The sequence below is a fragment of the Sphingobacterium sp. InxBP1 genome (assembly GCF_026191775.1).
Classification (GTDB): Bacteria; Bacteroidota; Bacteroidia; order Sphingobacteriales; family Sphingobacteriaceae; genus Sphingobacterium; species Sphingobacterium thalpophilum.
In genome coordinates, this window is the sequence record NZ_JAINDX010000038.1 from 20,880 (window position 1) to 37,918 (window position 17,039).

A 17,039-nucleotide genomic window follows, 5' to 3' on the forward strand; every position below is an offset into this window, starting at 1 on the left:
CAAAAATAAACAAAACCAATGAAAAATACTAAATATTTTAGTAAAAAATCAAATAATGACCGTTGGGATATAAAAGCTATTTCAGAAAGTTTATTTAACTTCACCGACTAACAACAAGTCGAATGAAAACAGCTGTAAATTATATTTCCGCCCTCAGAAATGCGTACTACGAGAATGGCGGTAAAAAGATATGGGACAACTTTGAAAAAATCAAACATGGCGCAAGCGACGAGAATATCTACAGACTCAAGCAGATTTATCCAGCCCTACCCGACGCGTTAATCGACCTGCTCCTCTATGTGGATGGCACTTATTGGAGAACCTACAATGACGAGAAAATTGCTTTGTATTTCCTGGGATCCGATGTCTTTGAGTACCCATATTATCTGCTTTCATCGGAGCAAATGATAGAGAATCAAGGGGTGGCCACAACCTACTATCGGGATTATATCAATCGAGAATACGATCATGTGGAGATCGACCCGAAAATCACGGATAATGGCGTCCATTTAAATTGGCTTCATTTCTCTGATTGTATGAATAACGGTGGAACTTCACAGTTATTCATTGATTTCAGTCCCTCGGAGAGAGGCAAAGCTGGCCAAATCGTACGCTTCCTGCATGACCCCGATGAGTTTCGTGTGATCGCAGACAACTTTGATGAATATCTTCAAAAATTGATCGACAATCAATTTGACTTCATTATCGAAGATTATCTGGAGTAGATTACCAAGCAAATAGCCAGACATAATTGGGGAACAAGAAAATAACCATAAATTAGCACCAAAAGCCGTATTCAAACACCTTAGATAAAATGAAAATCAAATACATCTTTACCTTCCTCGTTCTCTTCCTAATGAGGACGGGAGCCTATGCACAGGTGGATACTATCCCCTTTGCCGCCTACTGGGCAGCTGGTGATTCGTACGACTTTACAATCACAAAAATAAACCAACAATGGCAGGAAGATCGGCTTATACGAAATGATTCTGCAGCTTTTCAGGCCAGCTTTACTGTACTGGACTCGTTGCCCGATGGTTATAGGATCAAGTGGGCTTATGACATCGATTGGTCACAGTTTTCATTTGCCGACAGTTCAACTTCAGAATTGATAAAAAGTATCGCAAAAGATATGGTCATGAATGTTATCTATAAGACAGATGATATCGGCCAATATGTAGCAATCGAAAACTTTGACGACATTAAAAACAGCATGTTGAATATTTTCAATACGCTGTCAAACCACTCTAAAAAATCCAATAAAATGTCGGCACAAGAGTCAGAAAAAATGAATCAGGCACTTTACAAGATATTCAGTTCAGAGGAAATGGTCGAACAAATGGTAGCGAAGGATATTATCCTATTTCATACACCTTTTGGCACAATGTACCCCGTAAAAGACACATTACAGTGGAAGGGTGAAATGGCTAATCCTTTTGGCCAAACTTCGATACCCGCAGATATAAAGGTTGTTGTGCAGGACGTAGACTTAGACAACAGCTTTTGTGTCATTTCTCAAGAAACGACCATAAATCCAGCTGATGCCAAAGCTTTTCTACTAGATCTGCTACCTCAGCTGGGACTTCAGGCAAATGAAATGAATGAAATAACCAATACATCGAGATTCGATATGTACGATAACAAACATCTGGAATATTGGTACAATCCTGGCATTCCTTATTTCATAGAAGCTAAAAGAGAAGGAGCACTACAACTCGGAAAAGAAAAACTCAAGCATGTTGAAATTACGAGAATACAATACAACGATTAGCATACACCGCATTTTTCCATACTATCCGTCACTCCGGGCTTTATCAGAATAGAGGTATTAGCTATCTGGGTATTTTAAGTGACTCATTCTAGTATGGTTACAGAAAGTTTTCAGCTTCATCAAAAGATGGAGAAAATAAAAGCAAAAATTCGTATCTTACCATAAATCACAGTCATATGGTACGCATATATATCCTATTCAGTTTTGTACTGTCCATGTCTACAGTAATTGCCAAAAACAAACTTTCTATTAAGCAACCCAATATAATGTTGACTGATACACTTTCTGACGATATACGAAAGTATATTACAAAATTAGCTGCTTCGGAAGGCTTAGATGAAGGCTCCATTAAAATACAAACTGATAGCTGGGGAGATGTAATCGTTTCAGACAACTGGGGTAGAAGTATCAAATACCGTAAAGACCACTGGGACGGATATACAAAAACGGATAATAACGGGCTTAAAACATCGATAAAACAAGATTATTCCGGCAATATAGTCGTAAAATATAACAATGGACAGGAAAAAACGATCAGAAAAAATATAAGTGGGGATTTTGATATTCCTGATCAGGACGCGAGTCCATCCACTGCTTCCATAAATATCCTCAATAATTTGAAGATCCGTGACAGCCACGGCAACCTTACTACTGTATCAAAAAATATTTTCGGAGGTTTGGATGTTCGAGATACCAAGGGAAACAATACAACAATATCGAAAGACATCTTTGGGGGCTTGGATATCCGTGACGACAAAGGCCATTCAAGTAAAGTATCCAGAAATATTTTGGGTGACCTCACCATTGAAAGTAACAATGGCAAACGTACAACCATTAGAACCGACATATTGGGAGGCAAAACAATTGAAGATAACAAAGGGAGCCATGTTTCCGTAAGAAAGGATATATTTGGGAATTATGAAGCCAGCGATAACAAGGGAAATCGAGCTTCGATAAAAAAAGATATCTTGGGAAACATAACGATTGATGATCCAAAGGGCATACTGGACCAGACGGTGACATTACAATTGATCAAAGACATGTCCCACAAGTAAAATTGGCACAACATTTCCGAAACAAGATTAAAATTCCTAAAATTGCAATCTCATTTTGAATGGATGTGTTAGGGGTTAAGCTGCTCGTTTATTCGGATGAGGTTAAATCCGCTAGACAATTTATAGGATGAAAAAGATTATATTTTTTCTATTATTGATCCCTTTCTGGGCAGCTGCGCAGCAACAAAATATCCAGAATTTCGTCGTCAAAGAAAACCTATCCAAAAATGGCAAGCTTGCTATCGTGGCCCTGGATTCTTTAGGCCATACCAACGAGACGATCAATGGCAACTATACATTTACGATCAATGGCTTTTCACAGGCACTGCAATTTCACGATGGTGTTGCGGTACCCAACCAGAAAATCGAGTCGTCGACATTTGTTTTCTTCAGTCACAAAAATCAGCAAGGATCCAAGGGCCGACTATTTTATATCTTCAAAAGTGACAGTGGGTTGTCCCCTTTCGCGATCAGCGGCCTGATGTTTTTGATTATTCCGGCAATAGTGCTGGGTATCGCCTATATGTTTAAAAAAGTCATTATGACCGCCATAGCTTTAGCAATCGTTTTTTTTATCTTCAACCATTCGCAGGGATTAGACCTGAGCAAAATTTTTGAGTCCATCTTTTCCAGCCTGAAAAACCTTATCGGATAGCTGCTGCTCTGAAACCAACGAAACAATATCAAGCCCTCACTACTCTAGGCCCAGTTGTCCCTAAAATTGCTCCCACTAAAATGGCATACCGATCCCAAAATTATACTGGATGAAATTATATCGGTCGGGCCTATGCGTATCATAGTACTGTTGCTTGAACTCTTTGGAATCAAAGAAATGCTTGATCACCCACTGGTCGCTACCCGAAAACTGTGGGTCCTTGACCTTGAGACCTGCATCCAGGCGGATGACGAAGTAGTCGGAATCAAAACGGAGTCCAAAACCGGTACCTATAGCCACTTGCCCCAAAAATTTGTTGAACTTAAATTCACCACCGGGATTTAGTTCTTCATCTTTTTTCAGCCGCCACACATTACCCATATCGACAAAGGTCGCCCCGTTCATCTTAGCGCCCAGAAAATTATTGAGCAGCCGGAAGCGATATTCGGCATTTGCCTCCAGTTTTATTTCACCCAGCTGATCCAGATTCCGTAAATTGAGCCTAAGATCCTCACTGAGGTTTTGTCTATTGTACGATCCCGGCCCTAACGTACGTGCCTGCCAGGCCCGTATGCCGTTCATCCCCCCGCTGTAAAAGCTCTTTTCAAAGATCAATAGCTTCGAATTGTTTCCGTAAGGGATCGCAATCCCCGGATTAAAACGAAAAACAAATTGCCTGTTGCCGCCCAGGTTTCGGTACAGACGGTAATCAAGCTCGGTCTTCGCATATTGAAGGAAAGGCACACCAAAGATCTTTTTTTCACCATCAGCATTGGTCGACAGCTTAGCTAAACTGCTAATCAGGTCCAGCACGTTGCCACTGACATCTATCGTCCCCCGAAAATACTGAAAGTCGTCCTTACTGTTGAGCTTCTTGCCATTGAGAATAAAGTTATACTGCGTTCCCAAACCAAAATACTGGCGGTCGTTGCTACGCACATACAACTGGTAGCCCTCCTGCTCGAGTTTTTTCCGAAAATTGGAATCCAGTCTTCCGTCCCGGTACTCCAGTACGATAGGCGTAAAACTATGGTACTTATTTTCGGTTTCGTACCACGAATAGTTCAAGGAGGTGATAAAGTAACGGTTTGAATAGGTCCTATCTTGGTCAAAGAGCTGCAAAGTCATCGAATAGGTCGTCTTGGGCAGACCATATTTACCACCAGGATTGATGTGAAACGGAACCATCAGACGAGGGATGACCAGATTGACGCCCGCCTGAAAATCATTATTAAAGATCTTGCTGGAAAGTCCGCCCGACAGACGCGGATCAAACAGTACTCCGTAGCGCAGCTTAACTTCCAACTGCTCCGATCCGCCAAAAATATTGCGCTGTGAAAAGGTATTTCCGATGTTAAAACCACTCATGCCCGAACTGAATGTATACTCGCCTTCAATCTGGTTGCCCATCCGAGGACGGGGCACAAAATCATAATGCACATTGAGCTTGTTGGAGTCCTTTTTCACAAATTGTATTTTCACCGACCGGAAACCATTCATCTCATAGAGACGATCATAAGACTTATTCTCTTCAGCAAGTGAATAATATTGTCCTGCGCGCAGATACATATAACGTTCCAGTGGTTTATACCTGAAACTATTGGTTTCATCAATAAAGAGCAGACGCTTGGCTGTGTCCAAAATCTGGCGTGGGCCTTTCTTGGAGATGGAACCATAATTCCTAATAGTCATATAAACACTATCAATCTGATACCTTTTATGTATCGTAGAATCACTGGGATTTTCGACGTTAATTTTTAGATCAATCAGGCTACCGTTGACCGCCGAATCAATCCCCACACGCATGTACTGCCGCAGATAGTCGTAATAGCCATTATTGCGCATCACGACGTACATCTTCTCCCGCTCATCCAGCAACTTGGCGGCATCGTACTGTGTATTTGGCTTCACATCGCTGGAAGGCAGTATATCACGCTCAAACAAGGCTTTCACGTCGTTGTCATCAAACTTGCGGCTGATATTTCTGATCTGGTAAGCATTACCAGCAGCTACTTGAAAATCAATGCGGGCCTTTTTTTTGACAACACGGATTTCCGGATCGACTTTGGGATTAAAATACCCCTTGGTGAACAAAAAGCGTTTAATCTGATTGGCAGACAGATCCACCATGGCAGAATCCAGCAAATGTGGGGGTTCGCCCACATTCCGGATGTTTTTGGTCTTATAGCGTCCGTTTTTGGTATTGAACGTGTTATAGATAAATAGATTGACACGCGAGTTGGGCCTGATCTGATTGGAAATATACATTTCAGCGGATTCCTTCAATGCTGGCTCAACGCCAGAAATCTGTACTTTTGTAACCAGAGCCTGGTCGTCATCGATATATTTTGAAGACCGGCAAGATGCAAAAAATAGCGTCAAAAGCAGTATACTTGCAATTCCGATAAAACGAGGATACTTAATCATCAATAAAAATGTTGTCAAAAGCGCAAATCAGTCTAATAACGTCTCTACAAAATAAAAAGTATAGAAAGCAGCATGGCCTATTCATCGTTGAAGGCATAAAGTCCGTTGCAGAATTTGTGTCCTCCAGCTATCAGGTCGAATCTATTTTCTATACAGGCGACGCAAACACAAAAGTGGGTAAAATCTCGCATAATATAAAATCATATGCACTCCCCGAGGCTGAATTTCAAAAGATTAGTACGCTAAAATCACCGCAGGGTGTTCTCGCGCTGGTCAAACTCCCGGCAGCGCAGCGTCTGGATATCGTGGATCTAAAAAACAGCTTTACTATTGTCCTGGATGATGTACAGGACCCCGGCAACTTGGGTACGATCATCCGTACGGCCGAATGGTTTGGCATCAGCCATATCATCTGCTCGGTAGGAACAGTGGATGCGTACAACCCCAAGGTGGTACAGGCAACCATGGGCTCGCTTGCCAGAATCCAGATACACTATACGGACATACAAAAACTCATTGCCGAAACACAACTGCCGGTATATGGTGCGCTGCTTCGCGGCCAGTCTATCTACCAAATGGACTGGGGAAATGAAGGGCTCATCGTGATGGGCAATGAGGGGAATGGCATCAGCGCCGCTATCGAGAACCTGGTAGACCATGCCGTCACGATACCACGGATCGGACAGGCCGAATCCCTAAATGTCGCTGTGGCGACAACGGTATTCTGCAGTGAAATCGCGCGACAAAAACTATCCTGAACAAAGGCCTTTTTTCGCGCTATAATGAGGGGGAGATCCGGGGCGCCGTGTCCCACGACGGGTCATCTGAATTTCCAGCAAAAGCGAAAATTATCACAGCAAAACTGTACCTTTGACCATCCGTCCGAAAGCGTGTATGAATAGCTACTATTCCTACACTTTCGGACGATCATACATCAGAACAGTATATCATGCCAGCTGAACAGAAATCCATCTATACACTTCAATTTATATTACTCTGCTTAAGCTCCCTCTTATTTTCGTCGAGTTTCAATATGATCATCCCCGAACTGCCCAATTATCTCAGCAGTCTGGGCGGTGCAGAATATAAAGGTCTGATCATTGCATTGTTCACCTTGACCGCTGGAATTTCAAGACCCTTTAGCGGTAAATTGACAGACCGCTGGGGACGTGTCCCGGTCATGGCCATCGGCTCATGTGTATGCTTTATCTGTGGTTTTTTATATCCTGTTCTCACCTCGGTGGCGGGCTTTCTGTTTCTTCGCCTGATCCACGGATTCTCCACGGGCTTCAAGCCGACATCGACCTCCGCTTATGTGGCCGACCTTGTTCCCCAGAAAAGGTGGGGTGAAGCGCTTGGCATGCACGGTCTGGCATTCAGCATCGGGACGGCAGTGGGACCTGCGATAGGCAGTGCTATTTTCGAAGCTTTTGGTATCAACGTTATGTTCTATTGCTCCTCGCTGATGGCGCTGTTATCGATTGTCATCGTCATCAATATGAAAGAGACTTTAATTAAAAAGGAAAAGTTTACCCTCTCCATGCTTAAGATCGACCGCAAGGACATTATTGAATGGCGCGCCCTCCCTGCAGGTATCGTTACCTTTTTATCGTATACCGCTTACGGTGTCATCTTAACGCTGATACCCGACTGGAGCGAGCACCTCGGGCTCAAAAACAAGGGGCTGTTCTTCTTAGCATTCACGATCGCTTCGGTGATGATCCGATTTGTATCGGGTAAAGTGTCCGACCGCTATGGCAGGCCCAAAGTCATTATCGTGGGCCTGGTCATCATTGCGATCTCCCTGGCCGTCATTGGTGTGGGTGACAGTTTCATCGGCCTAATGACAGGTGCCAGTATTTACGGTATTGGTACCGGGATACTTTCGCCCGCAGTCAATGCCTGGACCATCGATCTCAGCCTGCCCGAACACCGCGGCAAAGCGGTGGCAACCATGTATATTTCGCTGGAGGCAGGCATCGGACTCGGCGCCCTGCTCGCAGGACTTTACTATGGCGATGTTATTCTCCGCATCCCCTTAATTATGTATGCGAACGCGGCCGTCCTACTCATTGCGTTGCTGTATATGGCCATGTGGCAGAGAAGGCACAAGGCTTAATCAACGCGGACCGGCACTGTGCACCAGCTTACGTAAAAGATTTGAAGATTGGCCCAGGTGCGGAAAACAATTCGGCCTGATAGCCGCCTGTTTTTAACTTTGATTTTTTACTTTTGCTAGCATGGTAAGCAACTATTTAAAACTCCAGTATAGGTTACTATCCCGTCATATCAAGGATACAGGCCTGCCTGTTGTGGCCGCTTTCCTCCTGTTGCTCGCATTAGGTTATGCAGTCTACCACGCTCTGGCTCAATACCCGATATTCGGCTGCTATGCTATCGTGCTTGGCAACTTTCAGATGCTTTTCCTCCTGACAGAAAAAAACAGAAATGATTTTCTCAAAAATACATTTCGTAAGATAGATTTTCACAAAATCAGATTATGGGAAAACAGCCTGCTGATCTCGCCCTCACTGGTCATTCTTCTGCTCCATGATCAATGGTGGTATGTATGTTTATTAGCGGTACTGTCCATTGTTTTTGCCTTTTTGTCCTTTAGGACCTTCGGCAGATCCATTCCGACCCCATTCACCAAACAACCTTTTGAATTTATTATTGGATTCAGACGGAGTTATCTGCTGCTGCTCGTTCTCTATGTACTTGCCGGCATTGGATTTTATGTAGCCAATCCCAACCTTGTCTTGTTCTGTGTTGCCTGTATTGCCCTCACCTGCATTTGCTACTATCAACTGCCCGAACCTATTTTCTACCTCTGGAATGACCACCATACAGCAAAAGGTTTTCTGATGCGAAAATTGGGAAGGGGCATCCTGCATTGTCTGATATTAACGCTTCCGCTCCTGCTGATTTTTGTGCTGTTCTTTCCCGCGGACTGGTTTAACGCCGGCATCGTTTTAGCTGGCATACTCCTTCTGCTTCCTTTTGCCATCACACTCAAGTATGTTGCTTTTCCAAGGGAGATCAATTTCCCAGAGGTATTCGTCCTGATATTATGCTTTAGTTTTTATCCTTTGATATTAGCATTATTGCCGTTTTATTATATCAAAGCAATCAGCAACCTAAAAAATCATTTATGATCGAACTTAACAACCTCAGCAAATCTTTTGGACAGCATCGTGTTCTCCGGCAGATCAGTTATACCTTTGCCAGCGGTAAGGCATATGGCATTGTCGGCGAGAACGGTGCAGGAAAGACAACACTCTTTCGCTGTATTGCAGGGCTAGAAAGTGCCGAGGGCGGCATTAAGTCGGATCTACGGCCCCTTAAAAATAATCTCGGGTACCTAACTGCCGATCCTTATTTCCTTTCAAAACTAACAGGCGAGGAATATATCTATCTGTTGACGGATGCCCGTGGAAAGAAAATCAGAAATCTCAACGAAAGAAATATCTTCGACCTACCACTACGGGAATATGCCAGTTCTTATTCGACCGGTATGAAGAAAAAGCTTGCCTTGACGGCCACTCTGCTACAGGATAACAGTTGCTACATTCTGGACGAGCCTTTCAATGGCATAGACTTACAAAGCAGCGTCATCCTGACGGAAATCATCCTGCGGCTGAAAGGGATGGGAAAGACCATATTGATTTCGTCACATATCTTTTCGACTTTAAAGGATACCTGCGATGACATATTGTTATTGGAAGCCGGCGGCATCAGTCAATCGGTGAGCAGCGACGCGTTTGATCACTTTGAAGAGGAGATGAAAGAGCGGATCTTGAAGAAAGACATTGACAAACTGTGGCAGCAGGATTTCTAAACAAGAAAAGCAACCATCCTTTCAAGAAGATTGTTGCTTTTCGAGATGCGCCTTTGCGGTACTGCACGCTAATGTACCTTACTTAAGAATGTTCGTTTACAGGCAGGACTGCAAAATCTGATGATCTGGCCATCCTTCACCACCTGTTCCGATTCGGCTGTTGCGCTGACCATCATTCCGCACACGGGGTCTTTTGACGTCGCAAGCGCTGCGGATGTACCTGTTTCGCCTGTGGCCGAATGCCCTGCTGCATCTTCCTGAACAACACGATTGATCGCAGCGCTGTTTTCAAGTGTATAGTATACCTTGCTATCATCTGTCCAGGCCACCACTACCTGATCTTTTCCCAACGTTGTTATAACCGGATAAGAAGCATGTGATGACGGTAAGGAGACTTCTTTTTCCAGAAATTCCTTATCTTGGATTTTATTGAGCATGATTTTCTTAAATGTCTTCCCGCCTTCTTCACAAGTAACATCGAATGCGGCCACGCGGTCTCCATTAGGCATCATGGTGAGCTGCACAAATCGTCCTGCACGGCTGAGCTCACGTTTCACCAGCGTTTTGTTGTTGCCATCCAGCGCCGCGTAATAAACCCCGCCCTGCTTGGCACCTGTATACCAGGTGACATATTTTGTATCCTTACGGAATACAACGGACGGGCCATTATGCGGACAGCCATCCACAACCCAATGGTCTCCACTAAAAGGTTGGGGCTTACCGAAGTTCAATCCGTTATCTGAAGAGACACTGATGGAGATATCCCTGACAGATCCCGGTAGAAGATCCCGAAAGACCACATTGACCTGTCCTTGCCCATTTGTGCTCATCGCGGTACGACAACACTGGCAAGCTGCAGAATCCACCAATACAGCTTCTCTAAAACCGCTCTGTCCGCTGGTTTTTGCAAATTTCACAGGCCTGCCTAGTTCAGATCTTACAGGATCGGTATCCAGCCAGGACACCGCTACCTCCCCGTCATCGAGACGTATGATGTCTGCAAAGGACCGGGATCCCAGTAAGGCAGGATTTGACTGAATTGATTTTCGTTCCGTCCAGGTTATGCCACCGTTATAGGACATCGTATATTGAATATCGCTCAAGCCCCATTTACTTTTGGAAGAAGGCACAGAGGTCTCGTATATTGCAACAATAGTCCCCTCGGCCTTAAATGCGATTTTAGGCATTCCCTCCTCATGTATGCTGGTATTCGGTTCGATGGGCACGGTGACCGCTGCGCCAAACCGGCCGGTAACTGTATCCCAACTTGAAAAATAAAAGTGTTTATTTTTTAGGCTATCCTGTTCGACCCAGCTGATAACCGGCAGGTCTCTATGGTCCTTTGTCAAAAACACACAAGATGCTCCAGCATTAGCTTTCGAAATCAGAACGGGGTGCCGTGCCGTGTTCTCGTGCTCACCCGTATTACAGGCCTGCAGTAGGCTCGCGATGACCGTATATAAAAGAAGGAACTTTTTCATGATAAAAAAATATATAACTAAAAACTGTATTTTAAATTGAATCCTCCGTATCCATTCCTTCGCGGCGAAGGGTTAAAGTAGGGTGCCGGTCCACCATTCCAGCCGCTTGCATTCAGAGAAATCAGCGAACTATAGTTTCTATTGGTGATATTGTCCATCCCGCCATACACGTTGACTACAAAATGCTTCGCAAATTCTTTTTTCCATCCGATTTTCGCGTTGAGCAGCTGATAAGCAGCGTTGAATACCGTATTGGCGTCGTTAACAGGCAGTCTGTCGTTAAAGTAATAACTTCCGAAAAAGTAGATTCCCAATCTAGTTTCCATCTGTAGGCCTGCGTTGGCTACCCATGGCGCTATGCCTGTAAGATCGTTTCCATCGTACGCAGCGGTTACCTCATTTTGGGGTCCGAGTATCTTATAATCCACGAATTTAAAGTCTGAATAAGTCAATGCAACATAGGGACGCAACAGCGTCACCACATGCCCATCGCTTGCTCTGACCGGCAAGTAAGCGATCGACAGTTCGGCTCCTTTGTGGTCTGTCCGGCCAGAATTATTATAAACCGTGATTCCCTGCTGGATGGACTGTGCGATAAGTTCACCCTTCATGTTCATCTTAAAGAGGTCAAGTTCATACGACAGCCGCGAGTCAAAGAAACTGCCTTTCGCATTCAGTTCGTAGTTGGTGCCCTTTTCGGCCTGTATCCGTGTATTGATGGACCGGTCTTCATTTTGTATCTCGGAGCTTGAAGGCGGAGAGAACCCTGCGCTAATACTTCCATGCAGGGAGAGCGCATGGCCAAAGTTGTGGCTTAAAGCTATTCTTGGTGAGGCCTGCGGATTAAAACGCTTGGTACCACTTCGTGTGGAGATCAGGTAATCCTTCACCTTGTAGCTGATACCAGTATAACTTACCCCCAGGGTCAATGCAGTCTTTTTACCGATGGCGGTAGTCGATTGATAGAACAAAGAATATAAGCCATTCTTATAATCGCTATTCCCGCTGATTGCCCCTTCGGTACCATGTTCGTTTACATACTGAACCCCTTTGGTAAGTGCTCGGTTGAACTCGACCCCCACGGTAAAGGTTGTGGGAAAAAGCTTTATTCCAGCATCATAGGTAAACCTGGTTCTACCGCCATAACTCTGATAGTAATTTCTTAAATAAGCGTATGGCAATGGATGATCCAGATCGTAGAAATAGGTGAAAATACTGGTGGAATTTGAAAAACGGTCATTGAAGAGATACTGTTGCCCCAAACCTATGCGGGTCCAATTTTGGTAACGTGCGGCTTGCTTATCCAGGTTACTGGCATTTGCCTGCTTCGGGTTGTCGTCGACTTGTGCCTGTGTAAGTGAACCCGGTATCTGGGAGTCCTGGGAAGTTCTATTGAGCAAAACAGTGACTGTACGTTTGGGAGACGGGAAAAACTGGAAGTTACCCGTAAAGAAACGTCGCTTGTCTTCGCTATGATCCCGGTAGCCATTATATTGTTGCCAGCCATAAGAAACATAGCTATTCATTTTATCTCCTCCCGAACGATAGGCTGTCGCCAAGCGCCTGAGCCCGTAGGACCCCGCTAAGGCCGAAACCTCGAGACTCTGCTCCTGATAAGGCGAACGCATCAACTGAAAATTAATCACGCCACCCGTACCGCCGCCGTATATACTGGAGGCCGGGCCTTTGATAATTTCTGCATTGCCCAGATCATTTACATCAAGTGCTTCAATTCGTGAAGTCCCGTCTGCCTCCGTGACCGGTATGTCGTTGACATATATTTTGACATTGCGGATTCCGTATTGGGCCCTCACACCATTTCCACGAATGGAAATTCGGGCTTCTGACAGAGTACTCTGGTCCATCCGGACGCCAGGGATACTGTTTAACGCTCCCTGAAGTGATACTCCACTGCCTTGACGGATCTGATTGTCGGTAATAATGGCAATCGCTCCTGCGGTTTCTTTTATGGATTTATTGCTCAGAAAAGCTCCAACGCGGACTTCATTCAGATGCACCTCATCGGCCTCGAGCTGAATATTAAGTTCCTTGTCCCCTACGTCGTACGGCACAGATTGTTGTTTATAGCCAAGCATGGAGATGCCCAACATCCCTTCTGTACGGTCTGTGCTAAACTGGAAATACCCTAGATGGTCAGACGTTATGATTTCCTGCTGCGAAATTTTGATCGATACCCCCTGTAATGGAACTTGTGTCAGCAGATCATAAACACGTCCCTTAACGTTATATTGCTGTGCAGTCGCCCATTCGCAAACAATAACGGCGACGGCACATAGTAAATAGCCTTTTAGTGATTTCATTAAAAATAGTATGTGAAAGAAAAAGATACTTTCCTTTGTTATTTAAGCCAGGCAGATATGCCTTTCGAAAAAACAACCGGCACGGAATTCCTGCCCGCGAATGCGCGCAACAATAGAGATGCCACAAATGAAATCTAGCTGATGGGTGGTTTAAAAATGGAACGTGGTTGTTCTATTGTTTTTACTTCGGGAAGCGCGCTAAAGAGCTTTTCATCTTCATCAACCGGAATAAACGGAGCGCCAAAGCTGTACGAAACAAAGCAGTAATATTCACTTCCCCGATCATTTCTTTTTTCCTGTTGCTTTTTCTCGTCTTCCTGCTGCTTTTTTATTAATTTGGAAAGCTGGCACTTTCCGTCGCAATGCATCCAGGTCTTCAACGTGTTTTCACAGTTTTTCGCATATCGGTCCGTATGGAGATAATAATCGCCCACAAGCAAAGTCTTGTTGAATGCCTGCAGCAGCAATGCCATCAACAGAAGCGGGATGCCTATCTTCTGGTATGTGATTAACGTCTTTAACACCTGCCACAAAACTATTAATAATTTTTCCGATTATGGCTGTAAAAATAAAAATATCGCATATACTGATCTGCATATAAGCTCCCTAATCGAAAAAAGCTAATATAGTTAGTTGTGAAAGCTAATTTTTTTAACTTTTCACAGATTCACTGGGATAAAACAAAATGGTTTTGTATTTTTACACGTTCGAATAAAATAAAATTTGAATATTTCTGTATTGTACAATTTAATCTATTGCTGAGTAAATGAGTGACGAAACAAACTTCCCAACGGAAGATAATCCGGAAGAATTAGGATCAGAAAGAACAGAAAGTGGCAGTCAGACGATACCTTTATCAGGGCTTTACGAAAACTGGTTTTTAGATTATGCGTCCTATGTCATCCTGGACAGAGCAGTACCCCATATAAATGACGGCTTTAAGCCGGTACAGCGCCGGATACTCCATTCTCTGAAAGAAATGGACGATGGGAGATATAATAAGGCCGCCAATGTGATCGGTAACACCATGAAATATCACCCTCATGGTGACGCATCTATTGGCGATGCGATGGTGCAGCTGGGCCAAAAAGACCTGCTAATTGACTGCCAGGGTAACTGGGGTGATCCCATTACTGGAGACTCGGCAGCGGCTCCCCGGTATATCGAGGGGCGACTCTCCAAATTTGCCAATGAGGTTGTCTTCAATCCTGAAACGACGGAATGGCAGCTGAGCTACGATGGTCGTAACCGCGAACCGGTTACATTACCCGTCAAATTTCCGTTGCTTTTAGCACAAGGTGCAGAAGGTATTGCAGTCGGGCTAGCGACGAAGATCATGCCACACAACTTTATTGAGCTTATCGACGGATCTATTCAGGTATTGAATGGCGAACGCCCAAATATTTTCCCGGATTTTCCAACGGGCGGTATGGCCGATGTTTCCAACTATAATGAAGGACAACGCGGTGGCAAAATCCGCGTGCGTGCAAAAATCGAAGAACGCGACAAAAAGACGCTGGCGATCACCGAGATCCCTTTCGGCACCACTACAGGTGGACTGATAGAAAGTGTAGTCACGGCAAACGACAAAGGAAAGATCAAGATCAAGAAGATAGAGGACAACACGGCAGAGAATGTGGAGATCATCGTGCATTTGGCTCCGGGAATATCCCCCGATGTCACCATTGATGCGCTCTATGCATTCACCGCCTGCGAGGTTTCCATCTCACCGAATACCTGTGTAATCAAGGGAGAAAAACCTCAATTTATGAGTGTCAATGACATCTTGATCGAGAACACCAAAAACACCAAAAATCTGTTGAAGCAGGAACTGGAGATCCGTCTTAATGACCTTCAGGAAAAGATCTTCTTCAGCAGTTTGTTAAAGATATTCATACAAGAAGGCATGTACAAACATGCTGACTACGAAAACGCAGGTGACTTCGACACTGTCGTCGTAGTATTAAACCGCCTGTTTGAACCGTTTTTCGATCAGTTTTATCGCGAGATTCGTCCTGAAGACTACAAAAAATTGATCGACAAACCGATGAGCAGCATAACCCGTTTCGATGTTAAAAAAGCAGACGAAATGATGAAAGCGCTCGAAAACGACATTAAGGAAGTAAAGCGCAACCTACGTCAGCTTACCGAATATGCTATTGCCTGGTTTGAAAAACTCCGTGAAAAGTATGGCAAAGATCGCCAACGCAAGACTGAATTGCGGGTATTCGACAAAGTAGAAGCCACTCAGGTCGCTCTGGCAAATACCAAACTCTATGTCAACCGTGAAGAAGGATTTATCGGTTCGGGCATGAAAAAAGATGAATTTGTCTGCGACTGTTCGGATATTGATGATATTATCGTATTCCGTGAAGATGGGAAATATGTGGTGACCAAAATCCAGGACAAGGTCTTTGTGGGTAAGGGCATCATTCATGTGGCTGTTTTCAAAAAAGGAGACGAACGTACCATATACAATGCTATTTACAAGGAAGGTGCAACAGGTACCAGCTACATCAAACGTTTTGCAGTGGTCGGCGTCACACGGGATAAAGAATATGATGTATCCAAAGGATCCAAAGGGTCCAAGATATTATATTTTACCGCAAATCCAAACGGCGAAGCGGAAGTCGTCAATGTACAGCTCAAGCCGCACACGAAATTACGGAAGCTGAATTTCGACATGGATTTTGCAGAAATTGCCATCAAAGGGCGTGCATCTCAGGGAAACATCGTTTCGAAATACCCGATTAAGAAAATCACTTTCAAAAGTGCCGGTGTATCGACACTTGCTGGCCGTAAAATCTGGTACGATGCGATTATGAAACGATTGAACGCAGATGAGCGAGGGCAATATTTAGGTGAGTTTGACGGCGATGACAAAATTTTGGTCGTCATGTCCGATGGTAGCTATGAATTGTCCAACTTCGATCTGAGCAATCACTTCGATGAAAAGATGATCCGCATCGAGAAATATTACCCCGAACATGTGTATACCGCTGTTCATCAAGACGGTAAAAGCGGAACCTACTATGTCAAACGCTTTAAATTTGACGAACAACCTATTGGTAAAAGAATTTCTTTTATCAATGAAGAGCCCGGCTCCAAACTGGTCTTGCTGAGCAACGCAGCCGAGCCGGTAGTCCAACTGGACATCCTGAAAGGTAAATCTCAGACGGAAGAGACCTTGGAACAGCCGTTAACGGAGATTATTGATATCAAAGGTATGAAGGCACAAGGCAACCGTCTTTCCTTCCATACTGTAAAAACGGTCTCACTGCTCACACCTGATGAGGACCTCAGTGAAAGAGAAAAATCGACAGCCGAAAGCAATGGAGACACACCTACGACCACCGTTACCGCACCGGAAGGCGCACGGACAGAAGATAAAAAGGAAGATGATATCAAATTGGAAATCACCAATCCGGACGATATACAGATTGATGATAATGGACAGATGGAAATGTTTTAAAGGTGAATCGACTTACTGA

14 protein-coding genes are annotated in these 17,039 nt (G+C 44.3%); 10 read left to right on the top strand and 4 right to left on the bottom strand.

The features are described from left to right. Positions 1-122: 122 nt before the first annotated feature. The 4 genes from K7A41_RS02010 (at position 123) to K7A41_RS02025 (ending at position 3,481) form a co-directional block, all read left to right on the top strand. Complete coding sequence (locus K7A41_RS02010; protein ID WP_265712377.1) at positions 123-725, top strand: SMI1/KNR4 family protein; 603 nt, start codon at positions 123-125, stop codon at positions 723-725. An 89-nt stretch (positions 726-814) separates the two neighbouring features. After that, positions 815-1,771 (top strand): hypothetical protein, encoded by a 957-nt coding sequence (locus K7A41_RS02015; RefSeq protein WP_265712378.1) that lies wholly within the window; start codon positions 815-817, stop codon positions 1,769-1,771. Between the two features lie 176 nt (positions 1,772-1,947). Then, positions 1,948-2,826 carry a hypothetical protein gene (locus tag K7A41_RS02020; RefSeq protein WP_265712379.1) on the top strand — a complete coding sequence of 293 codons (879 nt, stop codon included), beginning with the start codon at positions 1,948-1,950 and terminating at the stop codon, positions 2,824-2,826. Between the two features lie 127 nt (positions 2,827-2,953). Next, complete coding sequence (locus K7A41_RS02025) at positions 2,954-3,481, top strand: hypothetical protein (protein ID WP_265712380.1); 528 nt, start codon at positions 2,954-2,956, stop codon at positions 3,479-3,481. A gap of 75 nt (positions 3,482-3,556) precedes the next feature. Here the strand turns inward: K7A41_RS02025 and K7A41_RS02030 are convergent, their stop codons facing one another. Continuing rightward, on the bottom strand, positions 3,557-5,908 hold the full coding sequence (locus K7A41_RS02030; protein WP_265712381.1) for a BamA/TamA family outer membrane protein: 2,352 nt from the start codon (positions 5,906-5,908) through the stop codon (positions 3,557-3,559). Positions 5,909-5,916: 8 nt separating this feature from the next. Here K7A41_RS02030 and K7A41_RS02035 point away from each other — a divergent pair, with 8 nt between their 5' ends. From K7A41_RS02035 to K7A41_RS02050, 4 genes are all read left to right on the top strand, one after another. Beyond that, complete coding sequence (locus K7A41_RS02035; protein ID WP_265712382.1) at positions 5,917-6,666, top strand: TrmH family RNA methyltransferase; 750 nt, start codon at positions 5,917-5,919, stop codon at positions 6,664-6,666. Between the two features lie 191 nt (positions 6,667-6,857). Continuing rightward, complete coding sequence (locus K7A41_RS02040; protein WP_265712383.1) at positions 6,858-8,027, top strand: MFS transporter; 1,170 nt, start codon at positions 6,858-6,860, stop codon at positions 8,025-8,027. Positions 8,028-8,148: 121 nt separating this feature from the next. Next, the gene (locus K7A41_RS02045) at positions 8,149-9,063 is read left to right on the top strand and encodes a hypothetical protein (protein ID WP_265712384.1); all 915 of its coding nucleotides are present in this window, start codon (positions 8,149-8,151) and stop codon (positions 9,061-9,063) included. Further along, positions 9,060-9,746 carry an ATP-binding cassette domain-containing protein gene (locus K7A41_RS02050; RefSeq protein WP_265712385.1) on the top strand — a complete coding sequence of 229 codons (687 nt, stop codon included), beginning with the start codon at positions 9,060-9,062 and terminating at the stop codon, positions 9,744-9,746. Before K7A41_RS02045 ends, K7A41_RS02050 begins: the two co-directional genes overlap by 4 nt. A gap of 68 nt (positions 9,747-9,814) precedes the next feature. Here the strand turns inward: K7A41_RS02050 and K7A41_RS02055 are convergent, their stop codons facing one another. Both K7A41_RS02055 and K7A41_RS02060 read right to left on the bottom strand, forming a co-directional pair. Further along, positions 9,815-11,227 (bottom strand): exo-alpha-sialidase, encoded by a 1,413-nt coding sequence (locus tag K7A41_RS02055; protein ID WP_265712386.1) that lies wholly within the window; start codon positions 11,225-11,227, stop codon positions 9,815-9,817. Positions 11,228-11,244: 17 nt separating this feature from the next. Further along, positions 11,245-13,548, bottom strand: coding sequence for a TonB-dependent receptor domain-containing protein (locus K7A41_RS02060; RefSeq protein WP_265712387.1), 2,304 nt, complete (start codon positions 13,546-13,548; stop codon positions 11,245-11,247). Between the two features lie 12 nt (positions 13,549-13,560). Here K7A41_RS02060 and K7A41_RS02065 point away from each other — a divergent pair, with 12 nt between their 5' ends. Next, positions 13,561-13,686: a hypothetical protein gene (locus tag K7A41_RS02065; protein ID WP_265712388.1), complete on the top strand. Its 126-nt coding sequence runs from the start codon at positions 13,561-13,563 to the stop codon at positions 13,684-13,686. On the opposite strand, the gene K7A41_RS02070 is transcribed toward K7A41_RS02065, so the two are convergent. Beyond that, entirely contained in the window at positions 13,683-14,072 is a 390-nt protein-coding gene (locus K7A41_RS02070) for a hypothetical protein (protein ID WP_265712389.1), read from the bottom strand. The genes K7A41_RS02065 and K7A41_RS02070 overlap by 4 nt on opposite strands. Before the next feature lie 242 nt (positions 14,073-14,314). Here K7A41_RS02070 and K7A41_RS02075 point away from each other — a divergent pair, with 242 nt between their 5' ends. Then, on the top strand, positions 14,315-17,020 hold the full coding sequence (locus K7A41_RS02075) for a DNA gyrase/topoisomerase IV subunit A (RefSeq protein ID WP_265712390.1): 2,706 nt from the start codon (positions 14,315-14,317) through the stop codon (positions 17,018-17,020). Positions 17,021-17,039: the final 19 nt, after the last annotated feature.